Annotated in this window: 17 protein-coding genes; 5 read left to right on the top strand and 12 right to left on the bottom strand. The window is 60.7% G+C overall.

The genetic code is table 11. From position 1 onward, the window contains the following. Nucleotides 1–122 precede the first annotated feature (122 nt). Nucleotides 123–755: an ATP-dependent Clp protease proteolytic subunit gene (locus tag VWZ85_RS10180; RefSeq protein WP_340545310.1), complete on the bottom strand. Its 633-nt coding sequence runs from the start codon at nt 753–755 to the stop codon at nt 123–125. 273 nt (nt 756–1,028) lie between these two features. On the opposite strand from VWZ85_RS10180, the gene VWZ85_RS10175 reads away from it, so the two are divergent. After that, nucleotides 1,029–2,036, top strand: coding sequence for a GlxA family transcriptional regulator (locus VWZ85_RS10175; protein ID WP_340545309.1), 1,008 nt, complete (start codon nt 1,029–1,031; stop codon nt 2,034–2,036). 56 nt (nt 2,037–2,092) lie between these two features. On the opposite strand, the gene VWZ85_RS10170 is transcribed toward VWZ85_RS10175, so the two are convergent. The 11 genes from VWZ85_RS10170 to VWZ85_RS10120 all read right to left on the bottom strand — a co-directional run bounded on the left by VWZ85_RS10170 (nt 2,093) and on the right by VWZ85_RS10120 (nt 12,554). Continuing rightward, on the bottom strand, nt 2,093–2,902 hold the full coding sequence (locus VWZ85_RS10170; RefSeq protein WP_416588827.1) for a lytic murein transglycosylase: 810 nt from the start codon (nt 2,900–2,902) through the stop codon (nt 2,093–2,095). A 181-nt stretch (nt 2,903–3,083) separates the two neighbouring features. Next, a complete protein-coding gene (locus VWZ85_RS10165) occupies nt 3,084–4,334 on the bottom strand; it encodes an Hsp70 family protein (protein ID WP_416588147.1) in 1,251 nt (416 codons plus the stop codon). A 184-nt stretch (nt 4,335–4,518) separates the two neighbouring features. Beyond that, nucleotides 4,519–5,550: a c-type cytochrome gene (locus VWZ85_RS10160; RefSeq protein ID WP_416588825.1), complete on the bottom strand. Its 1,032-nt coding sequence runs from the start codon at nt 5,548–5,550 to the stop codon at nt 4,519–4,521. A gap of 61 nt (nt 5,551–5,611) precedes the next feature. Further along, nucleotides 5,612–6,883: a sulfite dehydrogenase gene (soxC, locus tag VWZ85_RS10155; RefSeq protein WP_416588145.1), complete on the bottom strand. Its 1,272-nt coding sequence runs from the start codon at nt 6,881–6,883 to the stop codon at nt 5,612–5,614. A gap of 76 nt (nt 6,884–6,959) precedes the next feature. Then, nucleotides 6,960–8,657 carry a thiosulfohydrolase SoxB gene (gene soxB, locus VWZ85_RS10150; RefSeq protein ID WP_416588142.1) on the bottom strand — a complete coding sequence of 566 codons (1,698 nt, stop codon included), beginning with the start codon at nt 8,655–8,657 and terminating at the stop codon, nt 6,960–6,962. Nucleotides 8,658–8,755: 98 nt separating this feature from the next. Next, nucleotides 8,756–9,607, bottom strand: coding sequence for a sulfur oxidation c-type cytochrome SoxA (soxA, locus tag VWZ85_RS10145; protein ID WP_416536194.1), 852 nt, complete (start codon nt 9,605–9,607; stop codon nt 8,756–8,758). A 73-nt stretch (nt 9,608–9,680) separates the two neighbouring features. After that, entirely contained in the window at nt 9,681–10,010 is a 330-nt protein-coding gene (gene soxZ / locus VWZ85_RS10140; RefSeq protein WP_340545304.1) for a thiosulfate oxidation carrier complex protein SoxZ, read from the bottom strand. Nucleotides 10,011–10,059: 49 nt separating this feature from the next. Beyond that, the gene (soxY, locus tag VWZ85_RS10135; protein WP_340545303.1) at nt 10,060–10,476 is read right to left on the bottom strand and encodes a thiosulfate oxidation carrier protein SoxY; all 417 of its coding nucleotides are present in this window, start codon (nt 10,474–10,476) and stop codon (nt 10,060–10,062) included. 49 nt (nt 10,477–10,525) lie between these two features. After that, nucleotides 10,526–11,002 carry a sulfur oxidation c-type cytochrome SoxX gene (soxX, locus tag VWZ85_RS10130; protein WP_340545302.1) on the bottom strand — a complete coding sequence of 159 codons (477 nt, stop codon included), beginning with the start codon at nt 11,000–11,002 and terminating at the stop codon, nt 10,526–10,528. 201 nt (nt 11,003–11,203) lie between these two features. Continuing rightward, on the bottom strand, nt 11,204–11,779 hold the full coding sequence (locus tag VWZ85_RS10125; protein ID WP_340545301.1) for a thioredoxin family protein: 576 nt from the start codon (nt 11,777–11,779) through the stop codon (nt 11,204–11,206). Nucleotides 11,780–11,816: 37 nt separating this feature from the next. Next, nucleotides 11,817–12,554, bottom strand: a complete 738-nt coding sequence (locus tag VWZ85_RS10120; RefSeq protein WP_416553500.1) for a cytochrome c biogenesis CcdA family protein — start codon at nt 12,552–12,554, stop codon at nt 11,817–11,819. A 314-nt stretch (nt 12,555–12,868) separates the two neighbouring features. Between VWZ85_RS10120 and VWZ85_RS10115 the strand changes: the two genes are divergently transcribed. The 4 genes from VWZ85_RS10115 to VWZ85_RS10100 all read left to right on the top strand — a co-directional run bounded on the left by VWZ85_RS10115 (nt 12,869) and on the right by VWZ85_RS10100 (nt 15,521). Further along, nucleotides 12,869–13,348, top strand: a complete 480-nt coding sequence (locus tag VWZ85_RS10115) for a hypothetical protein (protein ID WP_416588822.1) — start codon at nt 12,869–12,871, stop codon at nt 13,346–13,348. A 19-nt stretch (nt 13,349–13,367) separates the two neighbouring features. Beyond that, nucleotides 13,368–13,703 carry an ArsR/SmtB family transcription factor gene (locus VWZ85_RS10110; RefSeq protein ID WP_340546305.1) on the top strand — a complete coding sequence of 112 codons (336 nt, stop codon included), beginning with the start codon at nt 13,368–13,370 and terminating at the stop codon, nt 13,701–13,703. 86 nt (nt 13,704–13,789) lie between these two features. Continuing rightward, nucleotides 13,790–14,860, top strand: a complete 1,071-nt coding sequence (locus VWZ85_RS10105; protein ID WP_416588140.1) for a YeeE/YedE family protein — start codon at nt 13,790–13,792, stop codon at nt 14,858–14,860. 223 nt (nt 14,861–15,083) lie between these two features. Beyond that, the gene (locus VWZ85_RS10100) at nt 15,084–15,521 is read left to right on the top strand and encodes a DUF302 domain-containing protein (RefSeq protein ID WP_340546304.1); all 438 of its coding nucleotides are present in this window, start codon (nt 15,084–15,086) and stop codon (nt 15,519–15,521) included. The last annotated feature ends 48 nt before the right edge of the window (nt 15,522–15,569 follow it).

Here is a 15,569-nt window from a genome sequence, read left to right as displayed (position 1 = left end):
GGGCGTGCATGCGCCTCCTGCGCCACCCGTAATATTGGCAGCTTATGCCACAGGCACAGCAGCCACAATCGCAAAGTGTGCCCCGATGACGACGGGGCACACCTGCCAGCTCACACCGCTGATCAGCTGTCCTCGTCGTCCAGCTTGCTGCGGTTTTCGACGATTTCGTCGATCAATCCGAATTCCTTCGCCTCTTCGGGAGACATGAAATTATCCCGCTCCAGCGCGTTCACGATCTTGTCGTATTCCTGGCCGGTGTGCTTGACGTAGATTTCGTTCAGGCGCTTCTTCAGCTTCAGGGTTTCCTCGGCGTGGATCATGATATCCGTCGCCTGCCCTTGGAAGCCACCAGAGGGCTGATGCACCATGACGCGGCTGTTGGGCAGCGAGAACCGCATCCCCGCCTCACCCGCCGTCAGCAGCAGCGAGCCCATGGAGGCCGCCTGGCCGATCACCAGTGTCGAAACCTTCGGCTTGATGTATTGCATGGTGTCATAGATCGACAGACCTGAGGTCACAACGCCGCCGGGGCTGTTGATATACATCGAGATCTCTTTCGACGGGTTCTCCGCCTCGAGGTGCAGCAGCTGGGCCACGATCAGGGAGCTCATGCCGTCGTGAACCGGACCATTAAGGAAAATGATCCGCTCCTTCAGCAGGCGCGAAAAGATATCATAGGCGCGTTCACCGCGGCTGGTCTGTTCCACCACCATCGGCACCAGCGTGTTCATGTATGTTTCTCTTGGATCGACCATATTGACCTGCCTGCTTTGAATTGTATCGGCATCATAGCCGACTGAGTATTACCCGAGTCTTAGTGCCGCCACATTTGGGCTGCAAGGGGCGGCGATTGTTTTTGCGCTGGCCTGTGCCCTGCACCCGAATGCGGCCTCGGTGGCGCAAACAGTCAGGTCCGCGTCGAAAACCATCGCCCCGCCGTCGCAAAAGGTGGGATGCAGGCCGTAGATCGGGGTTAACTAGCAAAGATCACAGACCCAACCGAAACCGGTGTGTTACAGGTTCCCGAAATGATCGATGACTATTTTGTGCAAAAAGGGGCGTCGGCCAATCTGACGATCCCCTTTGACGGTGAGCCGCAGGATTTCTATTTCCTGCTGCTGCCGAAGGCGACGATGCTGCCCATCGCGGCCGCCGTCGAGCCGTTGCGCATTGCCAATCAGGTCACCAATACGCAGCTCTATCGCTGGTATGTGATGACACCGGATGGCGAACCGATCCGCTGTTCAAACGGGATGACCATCACGCCGGACCTGCCAATGGGTCCGCTCCCGGGGGATGCTCTGGCTTTTGTCTGCTCGGGCGTGGAACCGCAGAATGCCGCCAGTGAGACGGTGTTGAACTGGCTGCGGCGCGAACGCCGCTTTGGCCGCTCGATCGGCGGCATCTGCACCGGGGCCTTTGCTCTGGCGCAGGCTGGGCTACTGGGCGAGCATCGGTTCACCCTGCACTGGGAGAACCAGCCCGGTTTTGTCGAGAGATATCCGGACCTGCTCCCATCGCCCCGGATCTTTGAAATCAGCGATACTCTGATGACATGCGGCGGCGGCAATGCAGCCACAGATATGATGCTGAACCTGATCGAGGAACGCCATGGCAAGCAGCTGGCGATCATTGTTGCCGACATGTGCCTGCATGTGCGTACCGGCGGGCAGAGCACACCGCAGAAGTCCAATTACGCGGTCGCAATCGGCAGCCGCAACCAACGGCTGCTGAACGCGCTTCAGCTGATGCAGGAATCAATTGAGGAGCCACTCTCAATCGGCGAGCTCTGTGATCGGCTGGATATCTCGCGCCGTCAGCTGGAGCGGCTGTTTGCGCGCTATCTTGACCAGAGCCCGATGCATGTCTATTTCGACATGCGGCTCAGCCATGCCTTTGCGCTGATGAACGAGACCTCGATGTCAGTGACCGAGATCGCGCTGGCGTCTGGCTTCAACAGCGCCACGCATTTCTCGCGCCAGTTCAAACGCAAGTTCGGCGCCAGCCCGCATTTTTTCCGCAAGGGGTGGAACTGAGCCGCAGCAGCCGCCGACAGCAGCAGCCCCCCGTTGCGGATGAGCAGGCGGTGTCCTCAGCCGTCGATCTTGCGCCCCATGATGGCCAGCGACTGCTGGTAGACGGTTGCCGCATTCCATTCCTTCAGCACGCGGTAATTCGGCTCCCCCTGTTGGTAGCCACGCCCGGGTTTCCAGCCTTTCTTGCGCAGGAAATGGGCGGTTGAGGCCAGCGCATCCCCCATGTTGTAGAAATCCACCCGCCCGTTGCCATCCCAGTCCACACCGTAGTTGAGCGCATTCCCCGGCAGGAACTGGGTGTGCCCCAGTTCGCCGTGTTTGGCGCCTTTGGTCGCGCTGGTAATGGCGCCCTGATCCACCAGTTTCAGCGCACCAATGGCATGGGGTTTGAAGAAATCGGAGCGGCGGCAGTCATAGGTCAGCGTCACGATGGCCGAGACCACCTGACTGTCACCCATGTAATTGCCAAACGCAGTTTCCATACCGTGAATCGCAATCAGGATCCCGGCCGGAACCCCGAACTTGCGTTCCAACGCGGCAAAGAACTCCGCATTGCGTGCCTTGCGCTTGCGGCCTTGGGCGATGATCGTATTGGCGCCGCGGATCTGCATGAATTTCTCAAGAGAATAGCGAAAGCTCTTCTGGTTGCGATCTGCGGCGATGGTGCGGCTGGCGTAGCTGGTATTGGCCAGCGCGTTCAGCCCGGCCTGGCGGACGCCGGCGCGTTGCGCCTCCTGGGCGAAATCGCGTTTCCAGGTCTCAAACCCGGCAGAGGTATTGCCGCAGGATGCCGCCATCGCGGCAAGGGGAAGGCCAGAGGCCAGTATCGCGGCGGCTGCGATGGCTGACAGTCGACGGCTGAGCAGCAGCGGCGCTCGACGATGAGTGGCGGCGGCATCTGAGGTGAAGGGGCGAAACAACTGGAACATCTTAAAAAACCTGAATCCGAAGCTTATGGGCTGAACCTTCAGTCTAGCTGAAATCTGCGTCGAGACCAGCCATCAGATCACCCCAGCGCAAGCCTATGTCCGGCGTCAGTTCGCGGCCTCAGGCAAACGCGCTGCCCGCAGCCAGCGCCAGACCATCGGCGACAGCTGTCATCGCGTTCTCCGAATATAGCTCAGCGCGCGGACAGAGCTGCTGCATCTGCGTCTGCACCGCCGCAAGCAGGGCCGAACCCCCGACCAGAACCACCCGCGTGACCTGATCACCGCGCAGATCCGCCCGACGAAGGGTCTCGCGGGCGCAGGCGGTGATCTCCTCGATATCGCTCGCCAGGCTCTGCTCAAGCGTCTGCGTGTCCAGGGGCACCGACAGCCCCGGTTCCAGAACCTTCAGATCAATCACCGCGCGGCGGCGATCTGGGTGATTGACCGCGATTTTGCCCCGCTCTACGGCAAAGGCCAGATCGTGCCCCAGCTCATCTTCCAACACGGAGACAAGCCGTGCCAGTTTTTCAGGTTCTTCGGCATTGCGCGCCAGATCCTGCGCGGCGCGGCGACTGTCGGCAGCATAGAGGAAAGGGATCATCTGCCAGGTCGCCAGATCGTTGAACAGCCGGTTGGGTGCAGGCAGGCTGCCGCCGCCAAAACTGTTGCGAATGGCACTGCCGCGCCCCAACAGCGGCATCACGTGATCAATGCTCAGCTGCCGGTCGAAATCGGTCCCGCCAAGACGCACGCCATGCGAGGCCAGAATACGCGCGGTCCCATCCCGTGACTGCTCAAAGGCTGTGAAGTCCGAGGTGCCGCCGCCGATATCAACGATCAGGCCGATGCCGGGCTTGGGCTGTGCCGAGCGCAGGGCCGCTTCGGGTTCCAGCATGAAACGGACCTCCTCAAACCCTGCGGCCAGATAGCAGGCGCGCAGGTCCACTTCGGCCTGGGCATCGCGGGCTGCATCCTTGCTGTGAAACAGCACCGGACGGCCTGACAGCGCATGGCTGAACGACTGGCCGGTTGCCGCCTCTGCCCGGGTCTTCAGCTCGGCCAGAAAACGGGCCACGATAGTGACAAAATCGACCAGCTCACCGTTCAGACGACGCTTTTCATACATCAGCGGCGTGCCGAGAAGGCTTTTCAAGGCACGCATGAAGCGGCCTTCGTCCCCATTGATCAACGCGCGGGTGGCTGGCCGCCCGATAATCATCTTGCGACGATCAGGATCAAAGAAAACGGCGGTTGGCAGCGTGGTTTCCCCCGGCTCGATCTCCACCAGCCAGGGTCGTCCGTTGACCGCAACACCGGCTGCCGAGTTGGAGGTGCCAAAGTCGATTCCAAGGGTGTTGGGAGTGGGCATGTCTGGCACCTATCGCTGAGAAAGAACCGGCGTGAGTATCTGAAGACGTTGTGCAAAACAAGTGTTCAGACAGCGGCGGAACGACACAACTCTGGCGGAACGCAAACCACCCCCGCGATAGCCATCGCGGAGGTGGTGGGAGGCAGGCATCGCCTGACGCCTGCATTGAGGAGTGCTGGCGGGGTCAGTCGGCGGTTGCGGCCTTCAGATAAGCGATCACCGCTTCGATATCGGCGTCTTTCTTCAACCCCGCAAAGGACATCTTGGTCCCTTTCATGTATTTCTTCGGATTTGCGAGAAAGGCCGCAAGCGCGGCCTCATCCCAGACCAGCCCATTCTCTGCCGCCGCTAGCAGAGCCTTGGAATAGCGAAACCCATCAACATGGGCGGCTGGCGACCCGATGATTCCGTTCAGGATGGGACCGGTTTTCGATTTCGCGCCCGCGCCGATCTGGTGGCAGGATTTGCATTTGCGAAAGGTCTTCTCGCCCTTTGCGACCAGCTCAGGGTCTGGGCCGATGTCTGGGGTAGCCTCTGGGGCGACGGCCTCTTTAACGGACGCGCTGTCTGCCTCTGCGGCGGGCACGGCCGGTTCGGCTGCAGTGTCCGCTTGTGTCTCAGCGGCATCGGTTTCGTTCGGCGTCACATCCAGCACCATGGCGCGCATGGTAATCTCGACGCTGTCCTTGCAGCTCTCCATGCAGGGCGAAGCGGTCCAGAAGTGTTTTTCCGCTTCCAGCCGGTCATCCAGAATGAAGCCATCCGCATTGGGCAGCTGCACCCCGGCAAAGGTTTCGTCCGACAGCACAAACTCATCATCGGCCAGGTCGTTGGAATAGAGGATATAGGCGACAATCGCATAGACCTCATCCGGGGTCAGAGATTGTGCATCGCCAAAGGGCATGGAACGGTTCACGTAATCCCACGTGGTCGAGAGATACGGCCAGTAGCTGCCGACAGTTTTCAGCGGATCGTCATGGTCGAGCGTGCCCTGCCCGCCCGCCAGCTTGGGCCAATTGCCCACACCCTCGGCGAAATCGCCGTGGCAGACCGCGCATTTTTCGGCAAAGACCTCCTCGCCGGTGAAGACATCGCCCGAGCCTTCGGGCAGCCCGGTGCCATCGGGAGAGACATCGAGATCCCAGGCCGCGATTTCCTCCGGCAAGGCCGGGCGACCGAGGCCGAATTTTTCCGCCGCAGCTGGCGTCACGACCATCGTGGAAACGACAGCCGCTGCAAGCAAGCTCCGCCTCCCCTCGGTGGGCTTTATCACCACTTCAAGAAACCTCGACATTTTCCGCCTCCCCGTTTGCCTTGACCCACCAGGTCTGGATGGCGTTGTTGTGATAAATCGAATTCAGCCCCCGCACCTCGCGCAGCTGCGCCTTGGTTGGCTGCACATAGCCCGACGCGTCGCGGGCCCGGCTTTGCAGCAGCATCTCGGACCCGTCCCAGTTGATATCCAGATAGAACCGGGTCAGCGCCTTGTCCGTTCCCGGTGCCGCCAGCCGCGCCTCGGTCCAGTTCTTGCCGCCATCCAGGGACACATCCACGCCAGTGATTGCGCCGCGCCCGGACCAGGCCAGGCCAGTGACCACCAGCGGCCCGGCGCCATGGGTAATCGGTGCCTGAGGGCTTGGGCTGGTCACAACGGATTTTGCGTCCATCTCCCAGGTCCACTTGCGGCTGATGCCATTGGCCAGCGTGTCGGTATATTTCGAGGTTTCCTCGCGGCTCTCGACCGGACCTGCCATGACCTCGATCCGGCGCAGCCATTTGACCCACATGTTGCCTTCCCAGCCGGGCACCACGAGGCGCACCGGATAGCCGTGCTCCTTGCGCAGCGCCTCACCGTTGGCCTTGAAGGCGACCAGCACGTCGTCCATCGCCTTTTCCAGCGGGATCGAGCGCCCGTTGGAGGACGCATCCGCCCCCTCGACATAAACCCATTTGCCTGCGGGGTTTACGCCCGCTTCCTCAAGCAGGGTGCGCAGCGGGACACCGGAATATTCCATGTTGTGGATCATGCCATGGGTGAACTGCGCGCCATTGAGTTGTGCACCGGCCCACTCCATGCCGGAATTCGCAGCACATTCGCAGAAATAGACGCGGTTTTCGCGCGGGAAGCGTTCCAGATCCGCATAGGTAAACACCAAAGGCGTGTCGACCAGGCCGTTGATCATCAGCCGGTAGTCATCCTTGCGCAGCTCAATCGCGCCGGAGTGATGACGTTCAAAGGCGCAGCCTTGCGGGGTGATGGTTCCGTCCAGCGCGTGGATCGGCGTGAAGTTGATCGAGCTGATGGTGTCCGCCGTCAGCCACTCCACATTGCGCCGGACCACGTCGCTTTCGTATTTGATCGGCAGGCCGTAGGGGGTGGTATCCACGCCGTCGCCAAGACCGGATGCCCAGTCCTGCACCTCTGTGATCAGCGGGTCGGGTGTCGCAGCGCCAGCAGAACGGCTCGCCATTGCCCCTGCCCCAACCGCCGCAGCACCGGCCAGGAACTGGCGGCGCGACCGGCTGGTTTGCTTCGGTTTATCAGTCATCTCTGATTGCCTCCTTACATCGAAAAATTCACTTTCGTGAATTCATCAGCGCAAAAATTTTTGGCGGATGCCGGGCTTAGGCGCCCGACACCTGCACGGAATTGTTCGGGGAAAGGGTAACGGTGCCCATCTTGCGAATGTGGCTTTCGACCACATCCCAGATCTGCGGGCCCTCGGTCCCTTCATTCACGCTGGCCCAACCGGCAACGATATAGGTCTTGGCCGGGTCAATCGCCTCGCCGGTCTTCAGCAGTGTCATATTGCTGATCCGTTCGCCCTGCGGCTTGGTGATGTCGATATGGTAGCCCATGCCACCGACGCGCACCATGTCGCCGCCCTGCTGGTAATAAGGGTCGGGATTGAAAATGTTGTCGGCCACGTCCTCCATCACCACCTTCAGGAATTCGCCTGTCATTTCATTGCGATAGGCTGCACCGTAGCTCATCGACGTGACATTCCAGATATCCTCGCGGGTGATGTCGTCTCCGGGCAGCAAGGACGGCCCCCAACGCACGCCGGGCGACAGGGCGATATCGGCTTCACGCTCGGTCAGCAGCGCGTCACAGATGAGATCGTCCCAAGTGCCGTTGAAATTGCCGCGCCGATAGAGCAGCTCATCAGTCTGGCCGATCACCTCGGCCAGCTCTGCCTCATAGGGCGCGCGCTGGTCGTTGATCAGCTGGCTGATCACCGGATCCGGCGCAATGACGTCGGAAAACACCGGGATCAGCTTGTGCCGCAGCCCCATCAGCTGGCTGTCACGCACATCCAGATCCACGCGGGAGACGAATTTACCATTGGACCCAGACGCAACAATGTGGGTCTGACCAACAAGAACCGATTCCGGCAGCGCATCATGGGTGTGGCCGGACAGGATCACGTCGATGCCGCTGACCACACCGGCCATTTTCTTGTCAACGTCAAAACCGTTGTGCGACAGCACCACAACAACATCCGCACCAGCGGCGCGTACCTCGTCGACCATCTCCTGCATATGTTCATCGCGGATCCCAAAGGAGTATTCCGGGAACATCCAGCCGGGGTTTGCAATCGGCATATAGGGGAAGGCCTGACCGATCACGGCTACCTTGGCCCCGCCCCTTTCGAAAAATTTGTAAGGTTTGAACAGCTCAGCCGGTTCATCCCATTCCGCGTCAAAGATATTCTGGCCAAGTGCGGCAAAGGGCAGCCCCTCGACGATCTCATTCACCCGGTCCGATCCCAGCGTGAACTCCCAGTGGAAGGTCATCGCATCCGGCTTCAGCGCGTTCATCACATTGACCATGTCCTGGCCTTCGGTGTGATGACAGGTATAGGAGCCATGCCAGGTGTCGCCGCCATCCAGCAACAGCGCATCGGGGCGGTCGGCGCGGATGGCATTGATGATTGTTGCAACACGATCCAGCCCCCCGACCCGGCCATAGCCCTGCGCAAGCGACGCAAAATCATTGTAGGTCAATGCATAAGCTGAGGGGCTGCCATCGGCGATCCCATAGGCCTTGCGGAAATCCGCGCCGGTGATATGCGGAACATGGCCCTTGTTGTCACCAACCCCAAGATTGACCGAGGGCTCACGAAAATAGATCGGCTTCAGCTGAGCGTGAATGTCCGTGACATGGATCAGGCTGATGTTGCCATAGGTGTCAAACTGCAGGAGCTGATCCTGTGTCAGCTTCTGCTGCGCTGCCAGTCTGGCCCAGCTGCCAAAACCTGAGGCCCCGACAAGCGCTGACGCTGCCATGGAGACCTGCAAGAAATCACGCCGCGAGATCATGGGTTCATCTTCCTACTGAGACACACGATATATTCGCATGTTTGAATGATATTGAGGGAAACGCGCCCCGCATCATCTCTGACACGGGGCCACGCGGATCAGTTGCGGACAGACGGTGCCTCGACCGAGAGGCCGTTGCCACGCGATGCGACATAGAGCTCCAGCGCCACAAACTCAGCCGAACCCGGTTTGTAAGTCTCGGCGCGGGTGTCACGCACGCAGCCTTTGAACCGCGCATGGGCCGTGTTCAGCTTGGTGTTCTTCAAGCGGTAGACCGGGAAGCCATTGATCTGGCCCTGGCTCAGATGGTCGGCGCGGATCATGTTGCCATAGTTGTCTTCATGGCAATTGGCACAGGAGAGTTCCAGCTGACCGGTGCGGGTGTAGTAGAGCTCCTTGCCCTGTTCCCAGGTGGACTGGGCCGGGCCGTCAATGGCCACGTTGACCGGCATCCCGCGCGATTGCACCGAAATCAGCGCTTCCATGGCCGCCATCTTGCCGCTGGTGTATTTCCACTTCTCCGCGCCCATCTGGTTCTCGCGGCAGTCGTTGATCTGCATGACGAGGGTACGCATCTCGCCTGCATCCTCGTTCCACTTGGGGTAAACCGCGCGGACGCCGACCATGCTCTCTTCGACATCGTCGTGGCAGGAGGCGCAGGATTTCTCCGCGGTGCCTTCAACCTTGGACCATGTATCCATTGCCTGATCGACAAAGACCATTGCAGGGTTGTCAAAATCATCCATCTGCAGCGCCTGCGTCTCATCCGAGCGGAAATGCCAGCCTGACATCACCTCGTCCAGCACATCAGCAACATGCGCGGGTGCGGCGGTCTTGGTGACCATTTCGATCTCGTCATTGACGACCAGCGTATCATCATCCGCCTCGGCAAAGGCGGTAACGGGCAAGGCCAGCGCCATGGCAATTGCGGTGATTGCCTTATTATTCATCTTGTTTCCTCCCTTGGGTGGTCGTCCCGCCCGGCGTTCCGGACAGGGCGTTTGCCTATGGATCCGGAAGGGATCAGCCGATCGCGATCGGTTTTTGTTCCGTGTAGACAGAACCGTCATCGTCGTACCAGGTGAAGACGAATTCACCCGCCTCGGGGACGGTGGCGTCGAACTGGAAGTAAGGGTTGGTGGAAATGGCGGGTTCCATGGCCACATCAACAACGGACTGACCGTTAAACTCGCAGGTAAAGCGATTGATGATCGACCGCGGAATGACGTTGCCTTCCTTGTCCTTGCGCTGACCGCTTTCCATGTTGTGGCTGATCAGCGTCTTGATGGTCACCGCTTCGCCTGCGGCTGCTTTCTTCGGGACTTTGACGCGGGGTTTTACACCGGATGCCATGTCGTTAACTCCTGATATCTATGGGGCGAACCTGACGGACAGGTCGCGCTTAGCCGCCGCAGCCGCCGATGGTCACCTTCACGGTCGCGCTTGCCTTGGCAAAGCTGCCGTCGGCCATTTTGGCAACCGCCACAATGTCTTGCGTGCCTGCGAGGCGAATCCGTGTGGCGGCTGACTGGCTGGCAGCCAACGGACCAAAGGTAAAGGTCGCGACGCCCGGGGTCGGGTTGCCGGTCGCCAGGATCATGATGGCGGAAGCACCGGGCGCATCGACCTCGATCGGTACGGTATTGCCGTTTTCGGCGATTTCGGGCGCGGTCAGTGTCAGGCCGGTGTCAGCCATATCAGCGCCACCCGTGAACTCTGCAATCCGATCCTCGGCTGCAGCAACGACACGCAGGGGCAGCATGGTCAGGGCAGCGGCCCCAAGGCCAAGGCCAAGTGTGTCGCGACGTGAGAACTCCATCGTATGTCTCCTTTGACGTTGATGGCGCAAAAGATCCCGGTCCTTTGCGTCAGTCTTCTTTCAGGGTCGCAAGGAATGCGACCACATCTTCGATTTCCTGGGCGGTCAGGATCGGCGGCAATGGCTCGGTCCCCGCCTCGCCCGTGTAGGCATCGCCCGGCCGGATGAAGCCATCGACCTTGTAAAAGGCGGGCATCATCGTGCCGTCGAATGTCATCTTGGCATTGGCCACCAGACCGCGCAGCTCCGCCTCGCTCCAGCGGCTGCCGGCACCATCCAGCGCAGGGCCGATTTCACCGTGAAACGGCACATCCGACAGCGCGGACACCTGATGGCAGGCCACGCAATTGCCCTTGGATTTGTCGCCAACCAGCAATGCGCCGCTGGCGGCATCCCCGGCAGCACCGCTGAGCGATACGGCAACAGCGCCGTCATCGTCATAGGCGACCTCTTTCGGCGCGATCTCAGCGGCAAACGCAACTGTCCCGGCCAGACAGGCTGCCAGTGTCAGAGATATTTGCTTCATGTTTCCTCCCATTGGCTCCCACGCGCTTTGGCGTGCTTCGCTGGCGTTTACCCTAGGCGACCTCACCCGGCTAACGCAACATCAAATTCAGTAATTTGAATTTCATTATGTCGTTTCGACCGTTCAACCTATCCGGCCTCGTCTGCCCGACGGCACGCAGGCAAGGCCATCTTTGCTGCAAAGACGATCAAATCACCGGTATCAATCGGTGGAGCCGTTGTTCCGTTCCTGGATGCGTCGGGCATGGTAACGTTGAAAATCTTCTCCGTTATCAAGCAAATAGCGCTCTTCGTTCACCCATGTGAACATATCGAGCGTAGTGCCGACCCCAAAGGCACCGGGCATGATCGCCACCGCGGCCTGCGGCGCCGGAATCTCGGGCACCTCCTGCGGCAGGAACATCATTGTCGGGGTAAACAGAACGCCCCATTTTCGGGCCATATCTTTTTCCGACAGGGTTTCACCGTCAAAATCCGTCACTTCGACATCGCCATATAGATTGAGCTGCACCACAAAGAAATTGTCGCCGATGTAGGACCCGACCTCGGGTGTCGGGAACACCTCCTCGTGCATCTTGGTACAATAGACACAGCCCCTTTGCTCAAAGAACAGCACCAGCCGCTTGCCCTCGGCATTGGCCTCGTCCAGATCCTCGCGCAGATCCTTGAAGGTCTCGCGCATCCAGGGGGTCTTGTGCAGGCCATCATCGCCGAGCTCCACCGCCCCCGCAGAGCCGACACAAAGCAGCCACAACAGTCCGATCATTAGTCGTTTCATCTCTTACCCTCCCAATACGGCCGCCATTCTGGGCCGCTCAGCCGATACTTGCAAAACCCGGGAACCACCGGATCATAGCCTCGGCAATATAACGCACGCTGCCCGTGGCGATCAGAACCGCAAAGATGATGAGCATGACGCCCATCCCCTTTTCCACCCAGGCAAAGGCAGACCGGTGGCGGGCCACAAACCTAAGAAAAGGCCCGGCAAACAGCGCCGCCACCACAAAGGGCGCGGTCATCGCCGCGCCGTAGACCAGCAACAGCAGCCCGCCGCGCCAGATATCGCCAAGGCCAGAGGCAATCATCAGGATAGAGGCCAGGGCGGGCCCCACGCAGGGTGTCCAGCCAAAGCCAAAGGCCAATCCCATCAAATAGGCGCCAGCCAAGGTCGCGGGCGGCGCGGTGCTTTCGATCCGGGCCTCGCGATAAAGCAGTGGAATCCGCAGGACCCCCAGAAAATGCAGCCCAAAGACCAGCAGCAATACCGCAGCGCCATAGGCCAGCACATCCAGATATTGGCCAAACACCTGCCCCAGTGCGGTGGCTCCCATTCCCATCAGCACGAAGACAGTGGTCACCCCTGCGGCAAAGCAGATCGACGCCAGCACAAGGCGCCGCCGCGCGCCCAAAGCGATCTCGCCGTCGCTGCGCAGCTCCGCGATGGAAAGCCCCCCCATATAGGAGAGGTAAAACGGCACCATGGGCAGCACGCAGGGCGTGAAGAATGACAATAGCCCCGCAACAAGCGCTCCGAACAAAGAGATTTCCAGCATGTATCAAGGCCCCTTGCCATCTTCTGCGTTCGAACCAGACAAGACCACAGTTGCCGATCCACATCGCGCCGAGAGGTATCTTCTGTCGGCTGCTGGCGGTCGATCTCCGTGTGCAAGCCGCGATTGCTCAAATCAGGCACAGCTCCAACAAGATGCGCGGGCCGCCGGTCCACCCCGGTAGAAACTTGTACTATTCACATATTCAAATTACGTAGTACATATAGACACCCTTCATGACGACCCGTCAATCACCGGCCGTGGCTCAGACATCGTACTTCACGGCCCCCACACAGATCATCGAGACAAATCGCATCATGGCCTTTTCTTCGCTGACCTCCCTGCCCTATCGCAGCTGCCGCGCCGCTGCCTCGGCGCTGGCAAAGGTCGCTGTCATGGCGGCATTGCCGCTGATCGCATCGGCCAGCGATGCCGCAGAGCTGGTTTTGGTCGAGCAGCCGGGCTGCGCCTGGTGCGAACGCTGGGACGCGGAAATTGCGCCGATCTATCCAAAGACCGCCGAAGGCACCTTTGCCCCGCTGCGCCGGGCAGATTTGCGCGACATGCCGAAAGATCTGACGCTGTCACGGCGGGTCACATTCACGCCAACCTTCTTGATCGTTGAGGGCGGCCATGAGATGGCGAGACTGGAAGGCTATCCGGGAGAGGATTTCTTCTGGCCGCTGATTTCCGGTCTGCTGCAGGCGCACGCAGGCTTTGTCCCGCCCGCTGCCGAGCAACCAGACGCGGGACAAGCCCCCGACCAGCAGCCCGCACCGATGGCCACCAATGGTTGAACCAGGAGAGAACACCGATATGGCCCTGCCACAGTTTTCCGCCGATATGGCCCCCGAAGATCTCGATACGATGGTGGACAATGCCACCCGCGCCTCGAATTTTCTGAAGGCGATCAGCCACGAGGGACGCCTGATGATCCTGTGCCATCTGGTGTCGGGTGAAAAATCGGTGACCGAGCTGGAAGAGCTGCTCTCCGCACGTCAGGCGGCGGTTTCCCAACAGCTGTCGCGCCTGCGTCTGGAAGGTCTGGTCATTCCACGCCGTGAGGGCAAGGCGATCTATTACCGGCTGGCAGATGATCGTCCACGCCGGATCCTGGAAGTGGTCTACGAGCTGTTCTGCAAAGAGGACTGACCGACGACCGGTCGGCCCGGCCACACTGGCAGCGGACCCTCCAGCCGCCAGCCCCGCAGCTCTTTCACCGGCGGAACCCACACAAGATGCCAACCCCCCTGTCCGACCTCCTGAGCGATACGCAACTGACCGCCCTGCTGGGGGTGTTTGGCGGCGTCCTGCTGGGATTGGCGGCGCGGCTGGGGCGGTTCTGCACGCTGGGCGCCATCGAGGATCTGCTCTATGGCGGCTCGTCCCTGCGTCTGCGGATGTGGGGCATGGCAATTGGCATGGCAATCCTGGGAAGTTTTGGCCTCATGGCTCTAGGCTGGCTGGATCCGGCGCAGTCGCAATATCTTGCCATTCGCTGGATGCCGCTGGCCTCTATCGGCGGCGGCCTGTTATTTGGCTATGGCATGGCCCTGAGCGGGATGTGCGGCTATGGTGCCATAGCCCGGCTCGGCGGCGGCGATCTGCGCAGCTTTGTCATCGTGCTGGTGATGGGCGTATCGACTTTCGTCGTGCTGACAGGCCCTCTCGCCCCGCTGCGCAACCTGTTTTTCCGGCAACAGAGCATCACCGATGACTCGCCCGCCGGCATCGCCCATCATCTGGCCAACCATCTTGGAGCGTCGGTCAGCGCTATCGGCCTTGCCATCGGCGGTGCGATCCTGCTGATATCCATCCTCGGGCGCGAGGTGCGCGAGTCTCCGGCCGCTATTGGCTGGGCTGCGCTGGTGGCGTTTGCCATCATCAGCGGCTGGGCAGGCAGCAGCCATATCGCGCGGACGGGGTTTGACGCGATACCTCTGGTCTCGCATTCCTTCTCCGCGCCGCTTGGCGAAACCATCATGTGGACAATGACCGGCAGCCTGCGGCCGATCAGCTTTGCCGTCGGCTCGGTCAGCGGCGTCTGGCTCGGTGCCTTTATCGGTTCGCTGATCAAGGGGCATTTCCGCTGGGAGGCCTGCGACGACCCGCGCGAGCTGCGCCGCCAGATCATCGGGGCCGCGATCATGGGGGGCGGCGCGGTCCTTGCAATGGGCTGCACGGTCGGCCAGGGGCTGAGCGCCTTTTCGCTGTTGTCGATTTCTGCCCCGGTGACCTTTCTGTCGATCTTTGCCGGGGCCGCTGTTGGGCTGCGCCAGCTGATCACCGGTTTTCGCCGCGCCGCCTGACTGTACCGCCTGACTGCACCACCTGACTGCCCTGCCGCGCCGCTCGCACCGGCTGCACGACAATGTGACTGCGGTGCAGCCGCCGAGGCATTAACCTCGTAAGCAACGACAGGAGATCACCGCCATGTTTCAAAACGTGATGGGCCCGATGCCCCCCCGCCGCAGCCATCTGTTCGCTGCGGCACTGGCCTTCGTGCTGCTTGCCGCAACAGGGTCACATACGATGGTTGCGACCGCCGCACCGCTGGCCAAGCGCCAGGGCTGGGCGGTTCACCAGACCCGCAAGCCCTACCCGCAGCTGGTCGAAGATGTGATTGCGGCGACGAAGGCGCAGGGTCTTGTCGTGGTGACGCAGGCCGGGCCGACCAAGGCCGCTGCGGCCCGTGGCATTACCATACCCGGCAACCGGGTGATCGGTGTTTTCAACAATGACTATGCGGTGCGGGTCCTCAGCCATTCCACCGCCGCAATGATTGAAGCCCCGATCCGCCTTTATGTGACCGAAGGCGAAGATGGCTTGGCGACGCTTTCTTATAAAACCGCAACCCATGTCTTTGCCCCCTATCTCGATGAAGGCGGGGCTGATCTCGCCGATATCGCGGCAGAGCTGGACCAACATCTTGATGCCATTGCGCAAAATGCGGCGCGCTCGGCGCCTTGACGCTCACACCCGCGTGAGGAGGCTTGCAACCTTGCCCGGTTCCGGCAA

It is taken from the genome of Phaeobacter sp. JH20_29 (assembly GCF_048056175.1).
Lineage (GTDB): Bacteria > Pseudomonadota > Alphaproteobacteria > Rhodobacterales > Rhodobacteraceae > Phaeobacter > Phaeobacter bryozoorum.
Note: the sequence above shows the minus strand (reverse complement) of the source record. Positions and strands in the feature narration are given on the sequence as shown.